Source organism: Sandaracinobacteroides sp., from assembly GCF_057137845.1.
Genome location: NZ_DBNHFX010000023.1, coordinates 1 through 18,701, shown reverse-complemented (window position 1 = coordinate 18,701; position 18,701 = coordinate 1). Strand labels below are relative to the sequence as shown.

At 65.0% G+C, this 18,701-nt stretch carries 21 protein-coding genes; 9 read left to right on the top strand and 12 right to left on the bottom strand.

Going from position 1 to position 18,701, the window contains the following annotated elements; all coding sequences use genetic code 11:
* On the top strand, positions 1-443 hold a 443-nt coding region (locus AC16JP_RS00850), incomplete at its 5' end, for a helix-turn-helix domain-containing protein (RefSeq protein ID WP_484338706.1).
* 72 nt (positions 444-515) lie between these two features.
* On the opposite strand, the gene AC16JP_RS00845 is transcribed toward AC16JP_RS00850, so the two are convergent.
* Positions 516-1,163, bottom strand: a complete 648-nt coding sequence (locus tag AC16JP_RS00845) for an OmpW/AlkL family protein (RefSeq protein ID WP_484338705.1) — start codon at positions 1,161-1,163, stop codon at positions 516-518.
* 148 nt (positions 1,164-1,311) lie between these two features.
* Here AC16JP_RS00845 and hemN point away from each other — a divergent pair, with 148 nt between their 5' ends.
* From hemN to AC16JP_RS00825, 4 genes are all read left to right on the top strand, one after another.
* Positions 1,312-2,634: an oxygen-independent coproporphyrinogen III oxidase gene (gene hemN, locus AC16JP_RS00840; RefSeq protein WP_484338704.1), complete on the top strand. Its 1,323-nt coding sequence runs from the start codon at positions 1,312-1,314 to the stop codon at positions 2,632-2,634.
* Positions 2,635-2,706: 72 nt separating this feature from the next.
* On the top strand, positions 2,707-4,095 hold the full coding sequence (gene mgtE, locus AC16JP_RS00835) for a magnesium transporter (protein WP_484338703.1): 1,389 nt from the start codon (positions 2,707-2,709) through the stop codon (positions 4,093-4,095).
* The gene (locus tag AC16JP_RS00830; RefSeq protein ID WP_484338702.1) at positions 4,092-4,493 is read left to right on the top strand and encodes a DUF1489 family protein; all 402 of its coding nucleotides are present in this window, start codon (positions 4,092-4,094) and stop codon (positions 4,491-4,493) included. Before mgtE ends, AC16JP_RS00830 begins: the two co-directional genes overlap by 4 nt.
* Before the next feature lie 65 nt (positions 4,494-4,558).
* Positions 4,559-4,924, top strand: a complete 366-nt coding sequence (locus AC16JP_RS00825) for a winged helix-turn-helix domain-containing protein (RefSeq protein ID WP_484338708.1) — start codon at positions 4,559-4,561, stop codon at positions 4,922-4,924.
* Positions 4,925-4,937: 13 nt separating this feature from the next.
* Here the strand turns inward: AC16JP_RS00825 and AC16JP_RS00820 are convergent, their stop codons facing one another.
* The 8 genes from AC16JP_RS00820 to dapA all read right to left on the bottom strand — a co-directional run bounded on the left by AC16JP_RS00820 (position 4,938) and on the right by dapA (position 11,635).
* Positions 4,938-5,318 carry a homogentisate 1,2-dioxygenase gene (locus AC16JP_RS00820; RefSeq protein ID WP_484338701.1) on the bottom strand — a complete coding sequence of 127 codons (381 nt, stop codon included), beginning with the start codon at positions 5,316-5,318 and terminating at the stop codon, positions 4,938-4,940.
* Between the two features lie 276 nt (positions 5,319-5,594).
* On the bottom strand, positions 5,595-6,293 hold the full coding sequence (locus AC16JP_RS00815) for a head GIN domain-containing protein (protein WP_484338700.1): 699 nt from the start codon (positions 6,291-6,293) through the stop codon (positions 5,595-5,597).
* A gap of 138 nt (positions 6,294-6,431) precedes the next feature.
* Complete coding sequence (locus AC16JP_RS00810) at positions 6,432-6,932, bottom strand: CarD family transcriptional regulator (protein ID WP_484338699.1); 501 nt, start codon at positions 6,930-6,932, stop codon at positions 6,432-6,434.
* A gap of 366 nt (positions 6,933-7,298) precedes the next feature.
* Entirely contained in the window at positions 7,299-8,324 is a 1,026-nt protein-coding gene (gene recA, locus AC16JP_RS00805; protein ID WP_484338698.1) for a recombinase RecA, read from the bottom strand.
* A gap of 131 nt (positions 8,325-8,455) precedes the next feature.
* The gene (locus AC16JP_RS00800) at positions 8,456-9,517 is read right to left on the bottom strand and encodes a hybrid sensor histidine kinase/response regulator (protein WP_484338697.1); all 1,062 of its coding nucleotides are present in this window, start codon (positions 9,515-9,517) and stop codon (positions 8,456-8,458) included.
* Between the two features lie 67 nt (positions 9,518-9,584).
* Positions 9,585-10,229, bottom strand: coding sequence for a sulfite oxidase-like oxidoreductase (locus tag AC16JP_RS00795; protein WP_484338696.1), 645 nt, complete (start codon positions 10,227-10,229; stop codon positions 9,585-9,587).
* 19 nt (positions 10,230-10,248) lie between these two features.
* Positions 10,249-10,728 carry an SsrA-binding protein SmpB gene (gene smpB / locus AC16JP_RS00790; protein WP_484338695.1) on the bottom strand — a complete coding sequence of 160 codons (480 nt, stop codon included), beginning with the start codon at positions 10,726-10,728 and terminating at the stop codon, positions 10,249-10,251.
* 25 nt (positions 10,729-10,753) lie between these two features.
* Positions 10,754-11,635, bottom strand: a complete 882-nt coding sequence (dapA, locus tag AC16JP_RS00785; protein WP_484338694.1) for a 4-hydroxy-tetrahydrodipicolinate synthase — start codon at positions 11,633-11,635, stop codon at positions 10,754-10,756.
* A 97-nt stretch (positions 11,636-11,732) separates the two neighbouring features.
* On the opposite strand from dapA, the gene AC16JP_RS00780 reads away from it, so the two are divergent.
* Together AC16JP_RS00780 and greB are read left to right on the top strand one after the other, a co-directional pair.
* On the top strand, positions 11,733-13,793 hold the full coding sequence (locus AC16JP_RS00780) for a lytic transglycosylase domain-containing protein (RefSeq protein WP_484338693.1): 2,061 nt from the start codon (positions 11,733-11,735) through the stop codon (positions 13,791-13,793).
* 7 nt (positions 13,794-13,800) lie between these two features.
* Positions 13,801-14,274: a transcription elongation factor GreB gene (gene greB, locus AC16JP_RS00775; protein WP_484338692.1), complete on the top strand. Its 474-nt coding sequence runs from the start codon at positions 13,801-13,803 to the stop codon at positions 14,272-14,274.
* Positions 14,275-14,278: 4 nt separating this feature from the next.
* On the opposite strand, the gene def is transcribed toward greB, so the two are convergent.
* Complete coding sequence (gene def / locus AC16JP_RS00770) at positions 14,279-14,824, bottom strand: peptide deformylase (RefSeq protein WP_484338691.1); 546 nt, start codon at positions 14,822-14,824, stop codon at positions 14,279-14,281.
* A 31-nt stretch (positions 14,825-14,855) separates the two neighbouring features.
* On the bottom strand, positions 14,856-15,509 hold the full coding sequence (gene recR / locus AC16JP_RS00765; protein WP_484338690.1) for a recombination mediator RecR: 654 nt from the start codon (positions 15,507-15,509) through the stop codon (positions 14,856-14,858).
* Here recR and fmt point away from each other — a divergent pair.
* The gene (gene fmt / locus AC16JP_RS00760) at positions 15,508-16,404 is read left to right on the top strand and encodes a methionyl-tRNA formyltransferase (protein ID WP_484338689.1); all 897 of its coding nucleotides are present in this window, start codon (positions 15,508-15,510) and stop codon (positions 16,402-16,404) included. The two genes, recR and fmt, sit on opposite strands and share 2 nt — an antisense overlap.
* Complete coding sequence (truA, locus tag AC16JP_RS00755) at positions 16,401-17,162, top strand: tRNA pseudouridine(38-40) synthase TruA (protein WP_484338688.1); 762 nt, start codon at positions 16,401-16,403, stop codon at positions 17,160-17,162. Before fmt ends, truA begins: the two co-directional genes overlap by 4 nt.
* 307 nt (positions 17,163-17,469) lie before the next feature.
* On the opposite strand, the gene AC16JP_RS00750 is transcribed toward truA, so the two are convergent.
* A complete protein-coding gene (locus AC16JP_RS00750; protein ID WP_484338707.1) occupies positions 17,470-18,690 on the bottom strand; it encodes a pyridoxal-dependent decarboxylase, exosortase A system-associated in 1,221 nt (406 codons plus the stop codon).
* Positions 18,691-18,701 lie beyond the last annotated feature (11 nt).

The window sequence follows — 18,701 nt, the reverse complement described above, 5'->3', positions numbered from 1 at the left end:
CGTTTGGCGACCGCAGCCAGTATAGCGTGACCGCACTGGTTGATTCCAAGGTCTGCATGTTCCCGCGATCCGCATTCGACCGCTTCGCCCATGAACACCCCGAACTGGAACGCCGGTTGCTGAACCGCACGCTCGATGAACTGGATCGCGCGCGCCGCTGGATGCTGCTGCTTGGCCGCAAGTCCGCCGCCGAACGCGTTGCCAGTTTCCTGATTGAAATGTCGCAGCGGCTTGCGGAAACCGGGCCTGACCCGCAAATCCCGCTCGAAAACTTCGACCTGCCGCTCGATCGCCAGCAGATCGCCGACGTTCTGGGCCTGACGATCGAAACCGTCAGCCGCCAGCTTTCCGCAATGCGGGCAGCCGGCGTGATCGAGCTTCCGGGCAGGCGCTCGCTCAGCATCCGTGATCGCGCACGGCTGGTCGCGCTGGCGGGCGACTGAGCCACCCACCCCACACGGAACAACCGCCGACGCCAGACCCTGGCGGGCATGACGTCGGCGCGTTGCGTTTGCTCAGAAGCGCGTTCCGATCCCGAAGCCGACGACGATCGGGTCGATCGAGATGCGCACCTGCTGCTGGCCGATCGCCGTCGTGTTCAGCCGCGCATTGGTGTCGATATCGATGTATTTCACGTCGAGGTTCAGGAAGATCCTGTCGGTCAGCGGAATATCGACGCCCGCCTGCACGGCCCAGCCAAAGCTGTTCGACATGCTGACGCTGGTTTTTCCGACCGCTGCCTCTAGTCCCGACGACGCCCTGGTGCTGTAGAAGATGGTATAGTTCAGACCGGCGCCCAGATACGGGCGGACCGGGCCATCGGGCAGGAAATGATATTGCAGCGTCACCGTCGGCGGCAGCGCCCATGTGCTGGCCAGCTTGCCGATCGATCCGGTGGTTCCCGTCTTGCCGTTGGCGGAATGTTTCGTCGTCCCGGCGATCACTTCGATGCCGATGTTGTTGGTCGCCATGTAGGTCAGGTCCAGTTCCGGCGCCCATGCGGTGCTGACGGCTACGCCTTCGTTCGGGAACGTCGGCGTGATGCCGCCCGAACTGTCTTGCGGGATGACCGCGATGGCACGCGCCCGCAAGATCCAGTCTCCCGCTTCGGCGTGGGCTGGAATCGCCCCTGCAAGCGCTGCCAGCACCGCGCTGGCAGCCATGATCGATTGCTTCACCCTTTGTCCTCCTGTTGATATTTGTCAGGTGAAGCGACACTGGCAGCATAATTATGTAGTTCCTTGATCCGTTGCATCGATTGGCTTGACTTCGATCAACGCTTTTTCCAGCGCGGCATGACAGGCGACGGCCATGTGGCCCTATCATCCGGAACTCCTGGCGCGGCCGGTGCCGCGCTACACCAGCTATCCGACGGCGGTTGAATTCACCGAGGAAATCAACGGCGAGCAGCAACTGGAAACGCTGAAAGCCCTGCCGCACGGCACGGGCGTGTCGCTCTATGCGCACATCCCCTTCTGCAAGGACATCTGCTGGTATTGCGGCTGCAACACCCACCGTTCCAACCGCACGTCACGGGTGCACTCCTACCTCGAGTCGCTGGAAGCCGAAGTCGACTGGCTGGCACGGCAGACCGGCGGGCGTGTCCGCGTTGACCGCATCAGCTTCGGCGGCGGCAGTCCCAACGCGCTGGACCCGGTCAGCTTTGTGCGGCTGCTGGGCCAGATCGTCACCCTTTTTGCCAGCGACAGCCCGGAAATCTCGATCGAGCTGGACCCGCGCACCTTCGAGGGCGACTGGCTGACACTGCCCGGCAAAGTCCGCGCCAGCCGCGTAAGCCTTGGTGTGCAGACGCTGGAAATGCACGTGATGAAACGCATCGGCCGCATCCAGCCGCTGGAAATGATCCAGACGGCGGTGAAAGCCCTGCGCGATTGCGGCGTCAGCTCGCTGAACTTCGACCTGATGTATGGCCTGCCCGGCCAGAGCATGGACGACCTGATGCGCACCATCGACACCGCGCTGACGATGTCGCCCGACCGCATCGCCCTGTTCGGCTATGCGCATGTGCCGCATCTGATCCCGCGCCAGCGCCAGATCGACGGCAGCGACTTGGCCGGCGTGGAAAAGCGTTTCGAACAGGCCGCCCGCGGCTATGAAAAGCTGATCGCCGCCGGTATGCAGCCGGTCGGCTTCGATCATTTCGCCAAGCCCGGCGACCCGATGGCGATCGCCGCGCGCGAAGGCAAGCTCAGGCGGAACTTCCAGGGTTTCACCGACGATCAGGCGGACGTGCTGCTGGGTGTTGGCGCAACCGCAATCACATCGACTCCGGAAATCATCCTGCAGAACGAAAAAAACCCTGGCCGCTATCGCATGCGCGTGGTCGCCGGGCAGGCGCCGGCAGCACTGGGCGTTCGCCGGAGCGCCGACGACCGCGAGCGCGCACTGGTCATCGAAGACCTGCTGTGCGGGCGCACGGCCGATCTTTCGGGCCTTCCGGCCGATGGTTCGGCGGAACTGCGCCTGAAGCCCTTCCTCGAGGCCGGGCTGTGCCACCTCGGCAACGACCGGCTGGAGATTCTGGACGAAGGCCGCCCCTATGCGCGGACCATTGCATCCTGCTTCGACAGCTATCGCGCACAAGGGCCAACACGCTTTTCGAACGCAGTCTGAGGGCGCAGCGTTTCGGGACGGGCCGTTCCGGGTGTTGCAATCGGTCGCGCACAGGCCCAAGCGTCTGAGCCAATGAGCGAAGCCGAAGACAGCCTGACACCCGCCGAACTGACAGACAGGCACTTGCGGCCCGATTTTCTGCGGGCGATCGAAGCCGCCCTCGAGGCCGAGGACGAAGGCGAAGTCCGGGCGCTTGCGAAGCCGCTGCACCCGGCCGACATCGCTGACCTGTTCGAGCAGGTTTCCGCCGAGCAGCGCAGCAAGCTGGCGGCGGCGCTTGGCCCCGATCTGAACGCCGAAGTTCTGGCCGAACTGAACGACTGGGTCCGCGACGAAATCGTCGGCGAGCTCGCCCCGGCACAAGTCGCCGAAGCCGTCGCCGAGATGGACACCGACGATGCGGTGGCGCTCATCGAGGAACTGGAACCGGCCGAGCAGGAAGCTGTCCTCGACGAGCTTTCCGCCGACGACCGCGTGGCGATCGAAACCGCGCTTTCCTACCCCGAGGATTCTGCGGGCCGCCTGATGCAGCGGTCGCTGATCGCCGTTCCCGAGCACTGGACCATCGGCGACGTGATTGATTACCTGCGCGCCGAACAAAGCGAAGTCACGGATTTCTGGGAAATTTTCGTGGTGTCGCCCGAACATAAGCCGGTTGGCACGATGCGCCTTTCATGGGTGCTGACGACGCCCCGCTGGCTGCCGGTATCCGACGTGATGCAGCGGCAGCAGACGCTGATCCCGGTCGATCTCGACCGCGAGGAAGTGGCGTTGCGGTTCCAGAAATACGCCCTGATTTCAGCGGCGGTCGTCGGCCGCGAAGGCAGGCTGGAAGGCGTCATCACCGCCGACGACGTCGTCCACATCATCGCCGAGGAAGCAGGCGAGGACATTCTGAAACTTTCGGGCGCTGGCGACGGCGACATTTTCGAACCGGTGGTCGACAGCTATCGCGCCCGGATCAGATGGCTGATCGCCAACCTGTTGACGGCGCTTGTCTCTGCAAGCGTGATCGCAAGCTTCGGCGCCACGATCGAGAAGATGGTGGTGCTGGCCGCACTGTCGCCGATCGTCGCCTCGATCGGCGGCAACACCGGCAACCAGACGATGGCGGTCATCGTCCGCGCGCTGGCGACCGGCCAGATGACAACCGCCAATACCCGGCGGACAATCACGCGCGAGGCCGCGATCGCCCTGCTGAACGGCGTGACCATCGCCCTGCTGCTGGGATCGGGCGTATCGCTGATCTTTCAGGATCCGCTGCTGGGCGGCGTGATCGCGGCGGCAACTCTGTTCAACCTGCTGATCGCCGGATTTGCAGGCGTGCTGGTGCCGTTGGGGCTGAAGCGGGTGGGTGTCGATCCGGCCGTTGCATCGTCGGTCTTTGTAACGATGACGACTGATTCAATGGGCTTTCTGTTGTTCCTCGGCCTCGCGACTGTGTCCGGCCTCGTGACATGAACCGTCTTGGGCTGACGCGTGTCGCCTATGGCTGCCAATCGATCGCCGAGATCATCGCGCGGGAACAGCATCTCCTCGACGAACAGGCAAGGTTCGTGCGCCTGACAACCGCGCGAACGCCGCGCCGCGACCTGGCAGGCGGATCGCTGTTCTGGATCGTGCGGCATGTGCTGGTTGCCCGCCAGCCGATCTGCGACGTAGTGGAATGCGCATCCGCCGAAGGCCAGCCCCGAACCGAGATCCGCCTGACGCCAGGCGTAATCCCCGTTGTGCCGCGCCACTGCCGATCACATCAGGGCTGGCGCTATCTGGTCGAAGCCGACTGGCCGCCAGACGATGCTGGCACCCCGATACCCGCCGACATGCTGGCGGAGCTTGCCGGCCTGTCTCTGCTTTGACGACTTCCGGTTGACAGGGCACATATGATCCGGCCCGTTTCAAGCAGCAACAGGGGAACGCAGTGATACGGATCGGCGCGTTGAAGCTGAAAGTGCAGTTCTATTGCGGCAGCGAGCCGGCGATCGGCCCCGGCAAGGCCGACCTTCTGGAAGCCATCGACAGGGAAGGCTCGATCTCGGCTGCGGGGCGCGCGCTTGGCATGAGCTATCGGCGGACGTGGATGCTGGTCGACACGATGAACCGGACTTGGGTCGGGCGCGCGGTGGACACAATCACCGGCGGCGGGCGCGAAAAAGGCGCGCGCCTCACGCCGTTCGGGCGCGAACTGCTCAGCAATTACCGTGCGCTTGAGGCGCGGCTGGAACAGGCCGCGCACTGCGCCGAAGCGGACGAACTGTTCCGATCGCTACGCGACACCCCTGCCGACTGACCGCACGCGCCTCTCAGGGGAGGCGCTGGATCATCACGGCCAGATCGGCCGATTGGCCGTTCGCCAGTTGCAGCAGATACCGCCCCGCCGGAAGCTCGAAGTCGACCGTCTTCGAAACCGGCGAGCAGGCAGGCCCATGCCCGTGCGACGAAGACTGCAACGCCACGCCATCGCGCACAACGTCGATCCACAGGTTCGCCCCCGTCGCAACGCGATAGCTGCCGGGCTGCTGGATCGAAAATGCGATCAGGCCCGCGTAGCTGTCGGCGGCACCCGCCTTTTGCGGCTTCACAACCAGCCGCACATCCGACACGCGCAACAGACGAGCCTTCACCGCCTCGCCCGGAACCAGCATTGCTGCCTGCGCATCGGTCCCCGTTCGGGCCGCTGCCATGGGCTTCTGCCGATCCCAGCCCGACAGTTCTTCCGGCACCGGCCCCGGTTTTGAGCAACCGGCAGGCTGATGCGCCTGAAGCGGCGCGATTGGCATTATAACCAGTGACAATAGTGCCGATACGGTAATTTTTTGCATCTAATGTTCACCTCTCTGTATATACTCGTATATACAGATTCGAAGCTGGCGCAATCGTCACTGGCCAGCAGCGGCGTCAAAAAATGCCGGCGGATCGTCGCAGGTTGCGGCGATCCGCCTGGCTGCCCTTCCCAGTTGTCAGCTACCCTTGCTCCAGGAACAGCGGCTGTTGCCGACGCCGGTGACCTTGTTGGTGCAACGTGCGCCGCCGGCGATGTCGATATTCCCTGATCCAAGCACCCGCAGTTCTGCGGTCTCGGTTGCGTAGCCCTCGATGTTGCCCGATCCGGTGATCGAGGCAGTCACCGTTCGGCAATGCACGCCGGCCGCGTCGATGTTGCCGGACCCGGTTGTCGAAAGGCTGGCCGCGCCGCAGCGTCCGCCCTTCACTTCGATGCCGCCGGAACCGGAAATCGCCAGATCGAGCGTCGATGAATCGACGGAACCCACTTCGATTTCTCCGGACCCGCTGACACGGCCGCGAAACGGGCCGACCACGCGGTCGACCCCCATCTCTCCGGAGCCGCTGATCGTTGCCGCCGACAGCGACGGCACCGACACGCGGACCTTCAACCCATCCCGCGACGCCCAGCCACGGAAGCCACGCTTCAGGCCGATCACCAACCGACTTCCAACCACTTTGACATCGAGCCACGCAAGATCAGCTGCATCGCCGCTTGCGATGACTGACGCACGCTGCCCGGTCGTCACGTCCACGTCAGCCGAACCGGCGAGCACGACCTGATCGAAATCAGTGACAGAAAAGTTCCGCTCGGCGGCGATGGCCGGCGCGGATGCAGCAACAGCGGCGATGGAAGCAAGAAACAAGGTGCGCAAGGGTAATCTCCTCCCCCGATACGAACCCTCTCTCGTCGCGCAATCTAGGCGACCACATGCCCCGTGGCAACAGCGTGCTGCAAAAGAAAAGGCGCAGGGCTTTCGCCCCGCGCCCGAATTCTTACCTAGAAAATTGCGTCAGGCTGCCTTCAGCACATCCTCGATCTCGCGCTGGGCAGCCAGCTCGTCGATGTTCTTCATCGCGGCCACTTCACGCGCCAGACGGCTGATCGCTGCTTCGAAAATCTGCCGTTCGGAATAGCTTTGTTCGGGCTGGTCTTCCGCGCGGTGCAGATCGCGCACCACCTCGGCGATCGAAACCAGATCGCCGGAATTGATCTTGGCGTCATACTCCTGTGCGCGGCGCGACCACATGATCCGCTTCACCTTGGGCTTGCCCTTCAACGTAAGCAGCGCATCCTTCAGCGTCGCCTCACTTGAAAGCTTGCGCATGCCGACAAATTCAGCCTTGTTGGTCGGAACCTTCAGCGTCATGCGCTCCTTGTCGAAGCGCAGCACATAAAGCTCCAGTTTGGCGCCCGCGATTTCGCTTGATTGAATTTCGATCACCCGGCCGACACCGTGTTTCGGATACACGACATTGTCACCCGCCTGGAAGCTGAGCACCTTGGCTGCCATTGGTTTCGCTGTCCTTTCTCAAGCCGAGGACCGGCACCATCTTTCCGTGCGCCACTGCCGACAGAGCCAGCGGGCAGACTTTCCGTTCCTGCCGGTCAACCACAAGGCCAACCGCAAGCCTGGCTTTCGCTGTCAGTAGAGCAGCGATGGTAAGGAAATCACGAACAGGGCCAGTCTCGCCATACGATCCAAACCTAGATGACGGCCCGGCGAGACCCGGTGTCCGCACATCTTTCGACGACACCCGGAAAAAGGCGAAACGCAAGGAATCGCTGCATTGCAGCAAGTTGCGTGCCGTTCTTTATCCGAATGAGCGGATTATAGCACATACAGGGCAGGAATGCCACCCTGACGCACCATCACCCCCTAGATATCGTCGTCGGCTTCCGGGCCGGACAGCAGCGCATCGGACACGCCTGCCGCATTCTCGCGGATGGCGGCTTCGATCCTTGCTGCAATCTCGGGATTCTCGGTCAGGAACTTCTTGGCATTCTCTCGGCCCTGTCCGATCCGGGTGCTGTCATACGAGAACCACGCCCCGGACTTGTCGACGAGACCGGCCTTCACCCCGAGGTCGAGGATTTCCCCGGTTTTGGAAACACCGCTTCCATACATGATGTCGAACTCGACCTGACGGAACGGCGGAGCGACCTTGTTCTTGACCACTTTCACCCGCGTTGCGTTGCCGATGATGTCGTCGCGATCCTTGATCTGCCCGGTACGGCGGATATCCAGCCTGACGGAAGCATAGAATTTCAGCGCGTTGCCGCCCGTCGTGGTTTCCGGGTTGCCGTACATGACGCCGATCTTCATCCGGACCTGGTTGATAAAAATCACCACGCACTTCGATCGAGCAATGGAACCCGTCAGCTTCCGCAGCGCCTGGCTCATCAGCCGCGCCTGCAAGCCGACGTGGCTGTCACCCATCTCGCCCTCGATTTCGGCGCGGGGCACCAGTGCCGCCACCGAGTCGACCACAAGCACGTCGATCGCATTCGAACGAACCAGTGTATCGGTGATCTCGAGCGCCTGTTCGCCGGTGTCGGGCTGCGATACGATCAGATTATCGGTGTCGACGCCCAGCTTCTTGGCATAGACCGGATCGAGCGCATGTTCGGCATCGACGAAGGCGGCGATGCCGCCAGCCTTCTGCGCCTCGGCGATCACATGAAGGGCGAGCGTGGTCTTGCCGCTCGATTCGGGGCCATAAATCTCGATGACGCGGCCGCGCGGAAGCCCGCCGATACCGAGCGCGATGTCCAGCCCAAGCGAACCGGTTGAAATCGATTCGATTTCCAGCGTCTCGCGCTGGCCGAGCTTCATCGCCGAACCCTTGCCGAACGCCCGATCGATCTGCGCCAGTGCTGCTTCGAGCGCCTTTTCCCTGTCCATCTGAACCCCTTGAAGATGCGGCCCGAACGAGCCTCTGGACCCTTGTGCCCCGCCTAGCCGCCCCCGATAGGGCTTGCAAGCGCCAGCGCCTGCCGCATGTGCACCTTTTGTTCTTGTTTCGCAACCCCTCCCTAACGGACGAGCGCGCCAATGCTTTCCGCCAGCGCCTTCTGCGTGAAGGGCTTCAGCAGAAACCCCGCGCCCAGTTCGGGAATGGCAGATCGTGCCGCTTCATCGGCAAAGCCCGAAACCAGCAGAACCGGCAATTCCGGATGCATCGCCCTTGCCTCGCGCGCCAGCGACACACCGTCGCGCCCCGGCAGCCGGATATCGCACAGCAGCAGCGACGGGCGCTCGGCTTCCAGCCGTTTCAGTGCACCTTCCGCATCTGCGGCCTGCCGCACCCGATAGCCCATGCGCTCCAGCCCTCGGGCAGTTCCCATACGCAACAGCAGATCGTCCTCGACCAGCAGCACCACCTGCGCAGCACAATCGAAACGCAGCCTGGGCGCGTATGTTCGCGGCGCCGCCTCGGGCAGGTAGATGCTGAACCGCGCCCCACCCAGTTCGGAACGGTCGTGCAGCAGAAAGCCGCCAGACTGCTTCACCAGCCCATAGGCCGTTGAAAGACCAAGGCCCTGCCCCCCTGCGCGGGTGGTGAAATAGGGCTCGAAGATACGTGCTGCATGGGCCGGATCGACACCCGGCCCGTCGTCCTCGACATGGATGGCGCCATAGGGGATCGCAGGCATGAATGTGCGGCCCGCCACAGGCAGCATCGACGCCGGCACACGCTCCGTCGAAATCCTGATCCGGCCGTTGCCGGCCGCCTTTGCGTTCAGCACCAGATTGACGACCGCGCGCTCAAACGCCGTCGGGTCGATGCTGACCTGCACCGGCGGGCCGTGCCGCATCTCGATGTGGTGGCCCGACAACACCTCGACCATCGGCGCCAGCCGCCCCACGAGCTGTTCCAGACTGTCCGCCTGCGGAACCAGCAGATCCTGCCGGGCAAAGGCCAGTATCTGGCGGATCAGGCCGCTGGCGCGCGTGGCCTGATCGACGATCATCGCTGCATCGCGCGCGCTTTCGCCATCCTCGTCGAAGCGCAGTTTCAACAGTTCGGCAGTGGCGACGATCCCGCCAAGCATATTGTTCAGATCATGCGCAAGGCCCGCCGCCAGCAATCCCACGGCGCCGGTGCGGACGATCGCCGGCGCATCGGTGGCATTGCCTGATGCCGCAAGCGCAGCGCCCGGTTCAGCCGTAACGCTCTTCCAGCCAGGGATCGCCGATGTTGTGATAGCCGCGCACCTCCCAGAAGCCGGGCTGATCTACGGCCAGCAGTTCGATGCGTTTAATCCACTTCGCGCTCTTCCAGAAATAATAGCGCGGGATCACCAGCCGTGCGGGCGCGCCGTGTTCGCGCGTCAGTGGCCGGCCGTCGTGGCTGTGTGCGATCAGACAGTCGGCTTCTGCGAAGTGCGCCAGTTGAACGTTGGTGGTGTAGCCATCATAGCCATGCAGCAGCACATGCGCGGCGCCGGGCACCGGGCGCACCAGATCAAGCAGGGTGCGCGTTGCAACGCCCTGCCAGCGGTTGTCATAGCGGCTCCACTGGGTAACGCAGTGGATGTCTGACAGGTCCTCGGTTTGCGGAAGCGCCAGAAAGGCCGCCCAGTCCAGCGTGACCGGCCGTTCAACCAGGCCGCAGATTTCAAGCTGCCACCGATCCGTCGGAACATGCGGCTGCACACCCAGATCAAGAACCGGCCAGTTCTGGACATGGCGCTGTCCGGGCGGCAGCCGTTCGACATGGCCGACATCGGGCGAGCCGGTCAGCAGCCGGCCGGCGCGCGCCCATGCCTTCTTGGCTTCGATCAGTTTGCTGTTGGCATCGTCCATTGGCGGCGCCCCGTTTCCTTCAGCCCCGGTCGCGCAGCAGCCTTGCCTGCTCGCGTTTCCAGTCCTTTTCCTTTTCGTGCGCCCGCTTGTCGTGCAGCTTGCGGCCCTTGGCCAGCGCCAGTTCCACCTTGGCCTTGCCGCGGCCGTTGAAATAGATGGAAAGCGGCACCAGCGTCATGCCCTGCCGCGCAACGGCCCCGTGCAGCTTCTCGATTTCGCGCGCGGTCAGCAGCAGCTTGCGCGGGCGGCGCGGCTCGTGGTTGAAGCGGTTGCCGTGGCTCCACTCGGGGATGTTGGCGTTCACCAGCCACACTTCGCCATCGCGCGTTTCGGCATAGGATTCGGCGATCGTCCCCTCGCCGAACCTGAGCGACTTCACCTCCGTGCCGGTCAGTACGATGCCCGCGTGATAGATGTCCTCGAAGGCATATTCGTATCGCGCGCGCCGGTTCTCGGCGACGGACTTCACCTTCTCGGTGGTGGGGCGTGGGCGGGCCATTTTCTGAACGCAGCCTGCTGGATCGTCAGGGCGCGATGCCGGCGTGCGCCAGCGCCGCATCGACCGCCGCTTTCGACATATCGGAAGGTTCGACGACCGGCAGCCGCGTGACCGCCTGCATCCGCTGCATCTGCGACAGCGCATATTTGGTCGGCCCCGGCGATGCGTCGGTGAACAGCGCGCGGTGCAGCGGATACAGCTGATCCTGCAGTGCCAGCGCAGTGGCGAAATCCCCGTCGAGGCACGCCCGCACCTGCGCTGCGTTCAGCGCCGGGGCGACGTTCGCCGTCACCGAAATGGCGCCATGGCCGCCGTGCGCGATGATGCCCAGCGTCATGTAATCATTGCCGGAAAGGATCAGGAAATCCGGCCCGCACTGGTGGCGGATCTGCGAGATGCGCTCGATGTCGCCGGTCGATTCCTTGCAGCCGACGATCTTCGGATGCGCTGCCAGTTCGGCCATGGTGTCGGTCGTCATGTCGATGCCCGAACGGCCGGGAATATTGTAGATCAGGATCGGCAATGGCGCATGTCGGGCCAGATGCTGGAAATGCGCCAGCAGCCCGCGCTGCCCCGGCTTGTTGTAATAGGGGCAGACAACCAGCGCCACGTCGGCGCCGGCCTTCGCTGCACTTTCGATATGGTGCAGCGCCACGGCGGTATCGTTCGAGCCGCAACCCGCGATCACCGGCACCCTTCCCTTCGCCGCTTTCACCGTCAAGGCAACCACATGGTCGTGCTCGTCGATGGAAAGCGTGGCGGATTCGCCGGTCGTGCCGCACGGAACCAGCCCCGCCGAACCCTCGGAAACCTGCCAGTCGACGAACGCCTCAAACGCCTTTTCGTCGATGCGGCCATCGGCAAAGGGGGTGACGAGGGCGGGAATGGAACCGGTAATGCCGAGCATGATCTGAACCTTGGGGCTATGGCTTCGGGCAAGTGAAAAGCCGTGCCGGATGGTGCGGCCTTGGCGGAACCCGTGGCACTGCCCTAAAGGCTTCGACATGCCTTCGCAACATCACCGCAATGCCGTTTTTGCATCCGTCGCGCTGCTGGCGCTCGTATCGCTGCCGCACCGGGTTTTCGCACAGGTGGCGTCAACCGGCGCGCAGGCAGCCGGGCCGGACGCCGCGCAGGCGGCAGCGCCAACCGCCGCCACGCGGGACTGGCTGCGTCAGCAGTTCGCCGCCTACGACGCCCGATCATCGGCAGCGCCCGTCGGCGCACCCAGTGAAATCGCACAGTCCCTTGCCACATGGGACTGGCTGCGCCGGACGCTGGCAGTCGGCGCCGAGCCGTCGCTCGACGTGCAGGCAGCCTTCCTGCGCGACCATGCCGGATGGCCCGGAACGTCGGCGATGCGGCGCCGCGCGGAAGCGCAGGCCACCGACGCCGCCAAAACGTCCGATAGCGCGGCGCTTGCCTTTTTTCAGCGCGTGCCGCCGCAAACGTCTGCCGGGCAGGCACGATTCGCGCTTGCGGCTTCCGGCCCCGAGGCCGAACGCATGGCCCGCGCCGCATGGGCGCGCCCAGGCATTCCGCAAGATCAGGAAGCCGCGCTGATGGCCCGCTTCGGCGCTCTGTTCACCGCCGCCGAACACGCGGCGCGCGCCGACGCGCTGATCTGGGCCGGGCAGACCAGTGCCGCCGGGCGGATAGTCCCGCTCCTCGACGACGAATATCGTGCGCTGGCGCAGGCGCGCATTGCACTGCGCTCCAACGCACCCGACGCCGAGGCGCGCGTTGCCTCGGTTCCGGCGCGCTTCCGCCGCAACGCCGGACTTACCTATGATCGTGCGGTGTGGCTGGAACGGAACGGCCGATTGGCCGACGCCGAAGCCCTGCTGGCCGCCGGAGACACCGACCCCGGCGCCAGCGCCCCGGAAACATGGCTGGAAAAGCGGCTGGCGATGGGCCGGGCCGCCATGCGCCGCGACGACTTGCAGACGGCCTACCGCATCCTCGCCAACCACAAAGCCTATCCGCCCGGCACCGATCTTTCCGCGCTCCCCCTGTCGCAGCGTATCGACCTGTCCGACACGGAATGGCTGGCGGGGTGGATCGCGCTGAGGAAACTGGGCCGCGCCGACGCCGCGCAACGCCATTTCACCGAATTCAACCGCGTCGTCACCACGCCGATCAGCCAGACGCGCGGCGACTACTGGCTGGGCCGGGCGGAAAAGGCGCGTGGACAGCAGGCTGCCGCAACCTCGGCGTTCGAGCGCGCCGCGCGCCACGTCGATTATTTCTACGGCCAGCTCGCTACCGAAGAACTAGGCCGCAAGCCCGCATTGCCGATGGTGCCGCGCATCGCAATAAGCGCCGCCGAGCAGGCGAAGTTCGATGCAGCATCATTGACGAAGGCCCTGAAAGCACTGGTAGCGATGGGCGACGAAAGCCGCACCGCGCTGTTCGTGCGGGCAGTGGCCGATGCCGCCGAGACACCGGTGCAGGCGCGGGCCGCCGCCGAACTCGGCCGCAAGCTCAGCCGGCCCGACCTTGGCGTCTGGACATGGAAAGCCGGCCGTTCGCGCGGCGACACCTCGACCTTCGACCTTGCCTACCCGCACCTCCCCGATGCAGCGCCGATCCCCCCGCGCGACTGGGTGATCAGCCACGCCATCGCCCGGCAGGAATCAAGCTTCGACATCGCCGCCGTGTCGGGCGCGGGTGCGCGCGGACTGATGCAGTTGATGCCCGGCACCGCCAAGGACGTGGCGTCGAAGCTGGGTCTGCCCTACGATCCGGCGCTCCTGACGCGGGACCCGGTCTATAATGTGCAACTTGGCAGCTATTACATCGGTCTCAGGCGCGACAATTTCCAGAACAGCATGATGGCGATTGCCGCATACAATGCGGGCGCCGGCAATGTGCGCAAATGGCTGGCGGCGATGGGCGACCCCCGCACCGAGGCCGATCCGATCGACTGGGTGGAAATGATCCCGTTTCAGGAAACGCGCAATTACGTGCATCGCGTGATCGAAAATGCGGTGATCTACAGCCTGCTCGAACCAAAGCGCGAAGGCGCCGAGCCACGCCCATCCCGATGGCTGCGCGGCAACTGACCAACCGATGAGCGACCCGATCACCCCGGCAGGCATGGCGGCCCTGAAAGCCCGCTATGACCAGTTGTTCAACGCCGAGCGGCCAGAGGTCGTCGAGATCGTGTCATGGGCGGCCGGCAACGGCGACCGCTCGGAAAACGGCGACTATCTCTATGGACGCAAGAGGTTGCGCGAAATCGACCGCGAACTGGCGCACCTTTCCAAACGGATGGCGGCGTTGCAGGTGGTCGACCCGGCGCGCCAGCCCGACCGCAACCGGGTGTTCTTTGGCGCAACAGTAAGGATCGTCGACGAAGACGACCGCGAGCAGACGCTGACGCTGGTCGGCCGCGACGAGGCCGATGCGGGCGCCGGGCGCATCGCATGGAACAGCCCCGTCGCGGTGGCGCTGAAAGGCGCTTCCACCGGCGACACACGCAGCGCCCGGTTGCCGGCGGGCGAGCGGCTGCTGGAAGTGCTGTCGATCGCCTATCCCGACTGAAGCCCTATGCGGCTTTCCGGCGCGCCTTGTCCGAACGGGCCTTTTCCAGCTTTTTCAACACCATGTCACGCTTCAGCCGCGACAGATGGTCGATGAACAGGATTCCGTCCAGATGGTCGATCTCGTGCTGGAGGCATGTCGCCGTCAGCCCGTCGAGGCGCTCCTCGCACTGGTTGCCATGCTGGTCGAGCCAGCGTGCGGTCACGACCGCCGGGCGCTCGACGTCGGCATATTGTTCGGGAACCGACAGGCAGCCTTCGTTATAGACGCTGTAATCTTCCGACGGATCGAGGATTTCCGGATTGATGAAGACGCGCGGGTTGCGCGTGCCTTTGCCATCCTCGTCGGCGGGGCCGTCGCCAAGATCCATCACCAGCAGGCGGATCGGCTGATCCACCTGCGCCGCTGCAAGGCCGATGCCGGGTGCTGCATACATGGTTTCGAACATGTCCGCGACGAGCGTACGGATTTCGTCCGTCACCTCGGTGACAGGGGCGGAAATGCGGCGCAGGCGCGCATCGGGCACTTCGAGAATTGGTAGAATGGCCATGCGCCCTAGCTAGGAACGGCGTGCCTTCCGGTCAAGAAGATGCGCCCTGCAACGGCCGCCGCAGCCTGAGTGCCTGCGCCAGCGTCCCCTCGTCGAGATAGTCCAGCTCTCCGCCTACGGGCACGCCGTGCGCAAGTTGCGTGAGCCGCACGCCGGTTCCCGCCAGCGCCTCGGCGACATAGTGCGCCGTTGTCTGCCCCTCCAGCGTGGCGTTCATCGCCAGCACCACTTCGCGGATGGCCGGGTCGGCGCCCAGACGCTGCTGCAATTGCCCGACTGAAAGGTCCTGCGGCCCGACGCCATCCAGCGCCGACAGCATCCCGCCAAGCACATGATACCGGCCGGGGAACAGCCGTCCGCGTTCCAGCGCCCACAAGTCGGCGACATCGGCCACCACGCAGATGCTGGCGCCGTCGCGGCGCGGGTCGGCACAGATGCGGCAGGGGTCAGCGGTATCGAGATTGCCGCATGTGCTGCACGAACAAAGCCGGTCGGCTACCTGTTCCAGCACCGCCGCCAGCGGCCGCAACAGCGATTCCCGGTTCTTCATCAGTTGCAACACCACGCGCCGCGCCGAACGCGGCCCCAGCCCCGGAAGCCGCGCCACCAGTGACGTCAGTTGCTGTAGTGCGTCGTCCACGCTGCCCTTTTGCCGATTGCCGAACTTGGCTATCGGCTCTGCCATGCGACTGGCCTTCATGGGAACCCCGGATTTTGCGGTAACCGCGCTCGATGCACTGGTGAAAGCCGGTCACGAGGTTGCGGCCGTCTATACACAGCCGCCCCGACCCGCGAACCGGGGCCGCCTGACGCCGTCGCCGGTGCACCTCCGCGCCGAGGCGCTGGGACTGCCGGTGCGCACCCCGGAACGCCTGCGCGAGCCGGATGCCATCGCCGCCTTCGATGTGCTGGGTCTCGATGTGGCGGTGGTTGCCGCCTATGGCCTGCTGCTGCCGCAGGCGGTGCTGGATGCGCCGCGCCATGGCTGTGTGAACATTCACGCATCATTGCTGCCGCGCTGGCGCGGCGCGGCGCCCGTGCAGCGCGCAATCCTTGCCGGAGACGCGGAAACCGGCGTCACCATCATGCAGATGGAGCGTGGCCTCGATACCGGGCCGATGCTGGCCGAAGCTCGCCTGCCGGTCGCCCGGCAGACGGCAGGCGAGCTGACAGCCGCTCTTGCCACCCTTGGCGCCGGGCTGATGGTCGACGTGCTGGACCGGCTGGCTGCCATCACGCCACAGACCCAGCCGGATGCGGGCATCACCTACGCGCACAAGATCGACAAGGCCGAAGCCCGGATCGACTGGGCCCAACCCGCCGCCCGGATCGACTTGCTGGTGCGGGCGATGCAGCCTGCCCCCGGCGCGTGGTTCCAGTCTGCGGCGGGGCGGGTGAAGCTGATCGCGGCCGAACCGGCAGCCGGTTCCGGCACCCCCGGCACATTGGCGGCCGATACGGTGATCGCCACCGGCGACGGCGGCCTGCGCCTGCTGACGGTGCAACCGGAAGGCAAGCCGCGCATGCCGGCGGCCGACTGGCTGCGCGGGCGGCGGCTTGCGCCGGGCGACCTGCTGTGACCACCCGCTACCGCCTGCTGATCGAGTATGACGGCCGCCCCTACATGGGCTGGCAACGGCAGGCCCATGGCGCAACGGTGCAGGGCGCGCTGGAACGGGCGATCCACGACATCACCGCCGAACAGGCGGTCGTGCATGCAGCCGGCCGCACCGATGCGGGCGTGCATGCAACCGCCATGACCGCCCATACCGACATCGAAAAACCAATGTCGGCCTTCCGATTGCAAGAGGCGCTGAACGCACGGCTGAAGTTCGCCGGGGAAGCAGTTGCCATTCTATCGGTCGAAGCCGTCGCCGATGATTTTCATGCCCGCTTTTCCTGCATCGGGCGGGCCTATGAATATCGCCTGCTTTGCCGACGGGCGCCGCTCACCTGGAATCAGGGCCTCGTCTGGCGGCGGCCAAACCCACTCGACCTCGGCGCCATGCGCGAGGCGGCCGTCCATCTGGTCGGGCGGCATGATTTCACCACCTTCCGCCATGTCCATTGTCAGGCAAAATCCGCGATCCGAACGCTCGACCGTCTCGACATCGAACAACGCGGCGCCGAAATCGTGATTCACGCCGAAGCCCGTTCATTCCTGCACCACCAGGTCCGCTCGATGACCGGTGCGCTGGTCTTCGCCGGAGAGGGGCGCTGCACCCCGGACGACGTGCGGGCGGCGCTGGAACGGCGCGACCGTGCAGCCCTGCGGCTGAATGCGCCACCCGACGGGCTGTGGTTCGTTGGCGCGCATTACGCCCGGCCTGTCGGCTGAGTTTACAGTTTATTGCACAATGGTGGCCATAACTTATTGAAATAGCGCCTTGTGGTATTTGGCATGCTTCCTGCATGCGGTCCCACAGGTCGTAACGAAAGCTGGAATAGCCAATGATGCTGGCAGCAAGACATGGTTGAAGGTCCGAAAACAGGAATGCGAAGCGTTCTGCTCATATGGATCGTGGGAATGGCGCTGGGTGTTGCAGCAGGCGCCGCCACTGCCATGCTGATGATGCCGGGCAGCGCCCATTCAGCCAGCGACCGATCGATGATTTCCGACCGGCAGAGCTGAAACCGGCCAACACTCAGACCAGAATTTCCCGTGCGGGCGGATGGCCCAGAAACGCTGCCGGGCTGGCGGTCGGCCCATAGGCGCCTGCCATGAACAGCGCGATCAGGTCGCCCACCCGTCCGGTGGACAGTTCCGCCTTGTCGGCCAGCCGGTCAAGCGGGGTGCAGAGGCAGCCAACCACCGTCGCCACTTCGCGATCCGCGCTGTCGTGGCTTGCGTTGACGATCGGGTAGTTGCGCCGGATCACCGTGCCGAAATTTCCGGTCGCCGCCAGTTGGTGATGCAGACCGCCATCCGTTACCAGAAACAGCTCGCCGCCCGACAGTTTGCGATCGACGACGCGGCACAGATACACCCCGGCCTCGGCGACCAGCCATCGCCCCAGTTCCAGCGCAAAACCGGTTTCGGCAAGCAGTGCCGGGCGGGAAGCCAGAATCTCGCGCAGCCCGCGACCCAGTTCACCGATATCCAGTTCGGTGTCGCCGGGAAAATAGGGCACACCGAACCCGCCGCCCAGATTGACCAGCGGCGGCACCATGCCAGACGCCGAGGCCAGGTCCGCCGCCAGCGCGACCGCCTGCCGCTGACAGTCGAGGATCGCCTGCGCGTTCAGATTCTGCGATCCGGCGAAGATGTGAAAGCCTGCGAACCGGAACGGACCGCGCGCCATCAGCGCCAGCAGGTCCGGCGCCTGCGCCGCATCCACCCCGAACGGGCTGGCAAGCCCGCCCATCCGCATACCCGACCCCTTCAGCGAAAACGGCGGATTCACCCTGAGCGCAACAATGGCCTGCACTCCAAGCCGCCGGGCAATCGCGCCCGCGCGGTGCAGTTCGCCCGGTGATTCGACGTTCAGCGTGACCCCGGCGCGGATCGCCGCCTCCAGTTCGCGGTCGCGCTTGCCCGGCCCGGCAAAACTGATGTCGCCTGCTGCAACCCCCGCCGCCAGCGCCAGCCGCAACTCTCCCTCGGAAGCGATGTCGAAGCCGTCGACGATTGCGCCCATATGGGCAAGAAGCGGCGCGAACGGGTTCGCCTTTACGGCATAATGCAATTGCAACCCGGCTGGCATCGCCGCGCGAAACGATGCAACCCGCGCATCGAGAAGCGCCTTCACATAGATGAAAAGCGGCGTGTCGCCGGCATCAGCCGCCCATTCCTCGGCAGCCCGGCCAGCCACTGCCAGCCCGCCTTCTGGTGTGCGGCCGAAGCCGGGTGGCACGCGATCGTTCACCGGCCCAGCCT

What these genes read in the sequence shown, in the direction of transcription:
- AC16JP_RS00820 (WP_484338701.1), bottom strand. Translation starts at nt 5,318, where the DNA reads ATGGCAGCGGCCCGAACGGGGACCGATGCGCAGGCAGCAATGCTGGTT.
- fmt (WP_484338689.1), top strand. Translation starts at nt 15,508, where the DNA reads ATGCGACTGGCCTTCATGGGAACCCCGGATTTTGCGGTAACCGCGCTC.
- AC16JP_RS00830 (WP_484338702.1), top strand. Translation starts at nt 4,092, where the DNA reads ATGAACCGTCTTGGGCTGACGCGTGTCGCCTATGGCTGCCAATCGATC.
- recA (WP_484338698.1), bottom strand. Translation starts at nt 8,324, where the DNA reads ATGGACAGGGAAAAGGCGCTCGAAGCAGCACTGGCGCAGATCGATCGG.
- def (WP_484338691.1), bottom strand. Translation starts at nt 14,824, where the DNA reads ATGGCCATTCTACCAATTCTCGAAGTGCCCGATGCGCGCCTGCGCCGC.
- recR (WP_484338690.1), bottom strand. Translation starts at nt 15,509, where the DNA reads ATGGCAGAGCCGATAGCCAAGTTCGGCAATCGGCAAAAGGGCAGCGTG.
- greB (WP_484338692.1), top strand. Translation starts at nt 13,801, where the DNA reads ATGAGCGACCCGATCACCCCGGCAGGCATGGCGGCCCTGAAAGCCCGC.
- AC16JP_RS00795 (WP_484338696.1), bottom strand. Translation starts at nt 10,229, where the DNA reads ATGGACGATGCCAACAGCAAACTGATCGAAGCCAAGAAGGCATGGGCG.
- dapA (WP_484338694.1), bottom strand. Translation starts at nt 11,635, where the DNA reads ATGCTCGGCATTACCGGTTCCATTCCCGCCCTCGTCACCCCCTTTGCC.
- hemN (WP_484338704.1), top strand. Translation starts at nt 1,312, where the DNA reads ATGTGGCCCTATCATCCGGAACTCCTGGCGCGGCCGGTGCCGCGCTAC.
- AC16JP_RS00845 (WP_484338705.1), bottom strand. Translation starts at nt 1,163, where the DNA reads ATGGCTGCCAGCGCGGTGCTGGCAGCGCTTGCAGGGGCGATTCCAGCC.
- AC16JP_RS00810 (WP_484338699.1), bottom strand. Translation starts at nt 6,932, where the DNA reads ATGGCAGCCAAGGTGCTCAGCTTCCAGGCGGGTGACAATGTCGTGTAT.
- smpB (WP_484338695.1), bottom strand. Translation starts at nt 10,728, where the DNA reads ATGGCCCGCCCACGCCCCACCACCGAGAAGGTGAAGTCCGTCGCCGAG.
- mgtE (WP_484338703.1), top strand. Translation starts at nt 2,707, where the DNA reads ATGAGCGAAGCCGAAGACAGCCTGACACCCGCCGAACTGACAGACAGG.
- AC16JP_RS00780 (WP_484338693.1), top strand. Translation starts at nt 11,733, where the DNA reads ATGCCTTCGCAACATCACCGCAATGCCGTTTTTGCATCCGTCGCGCTG.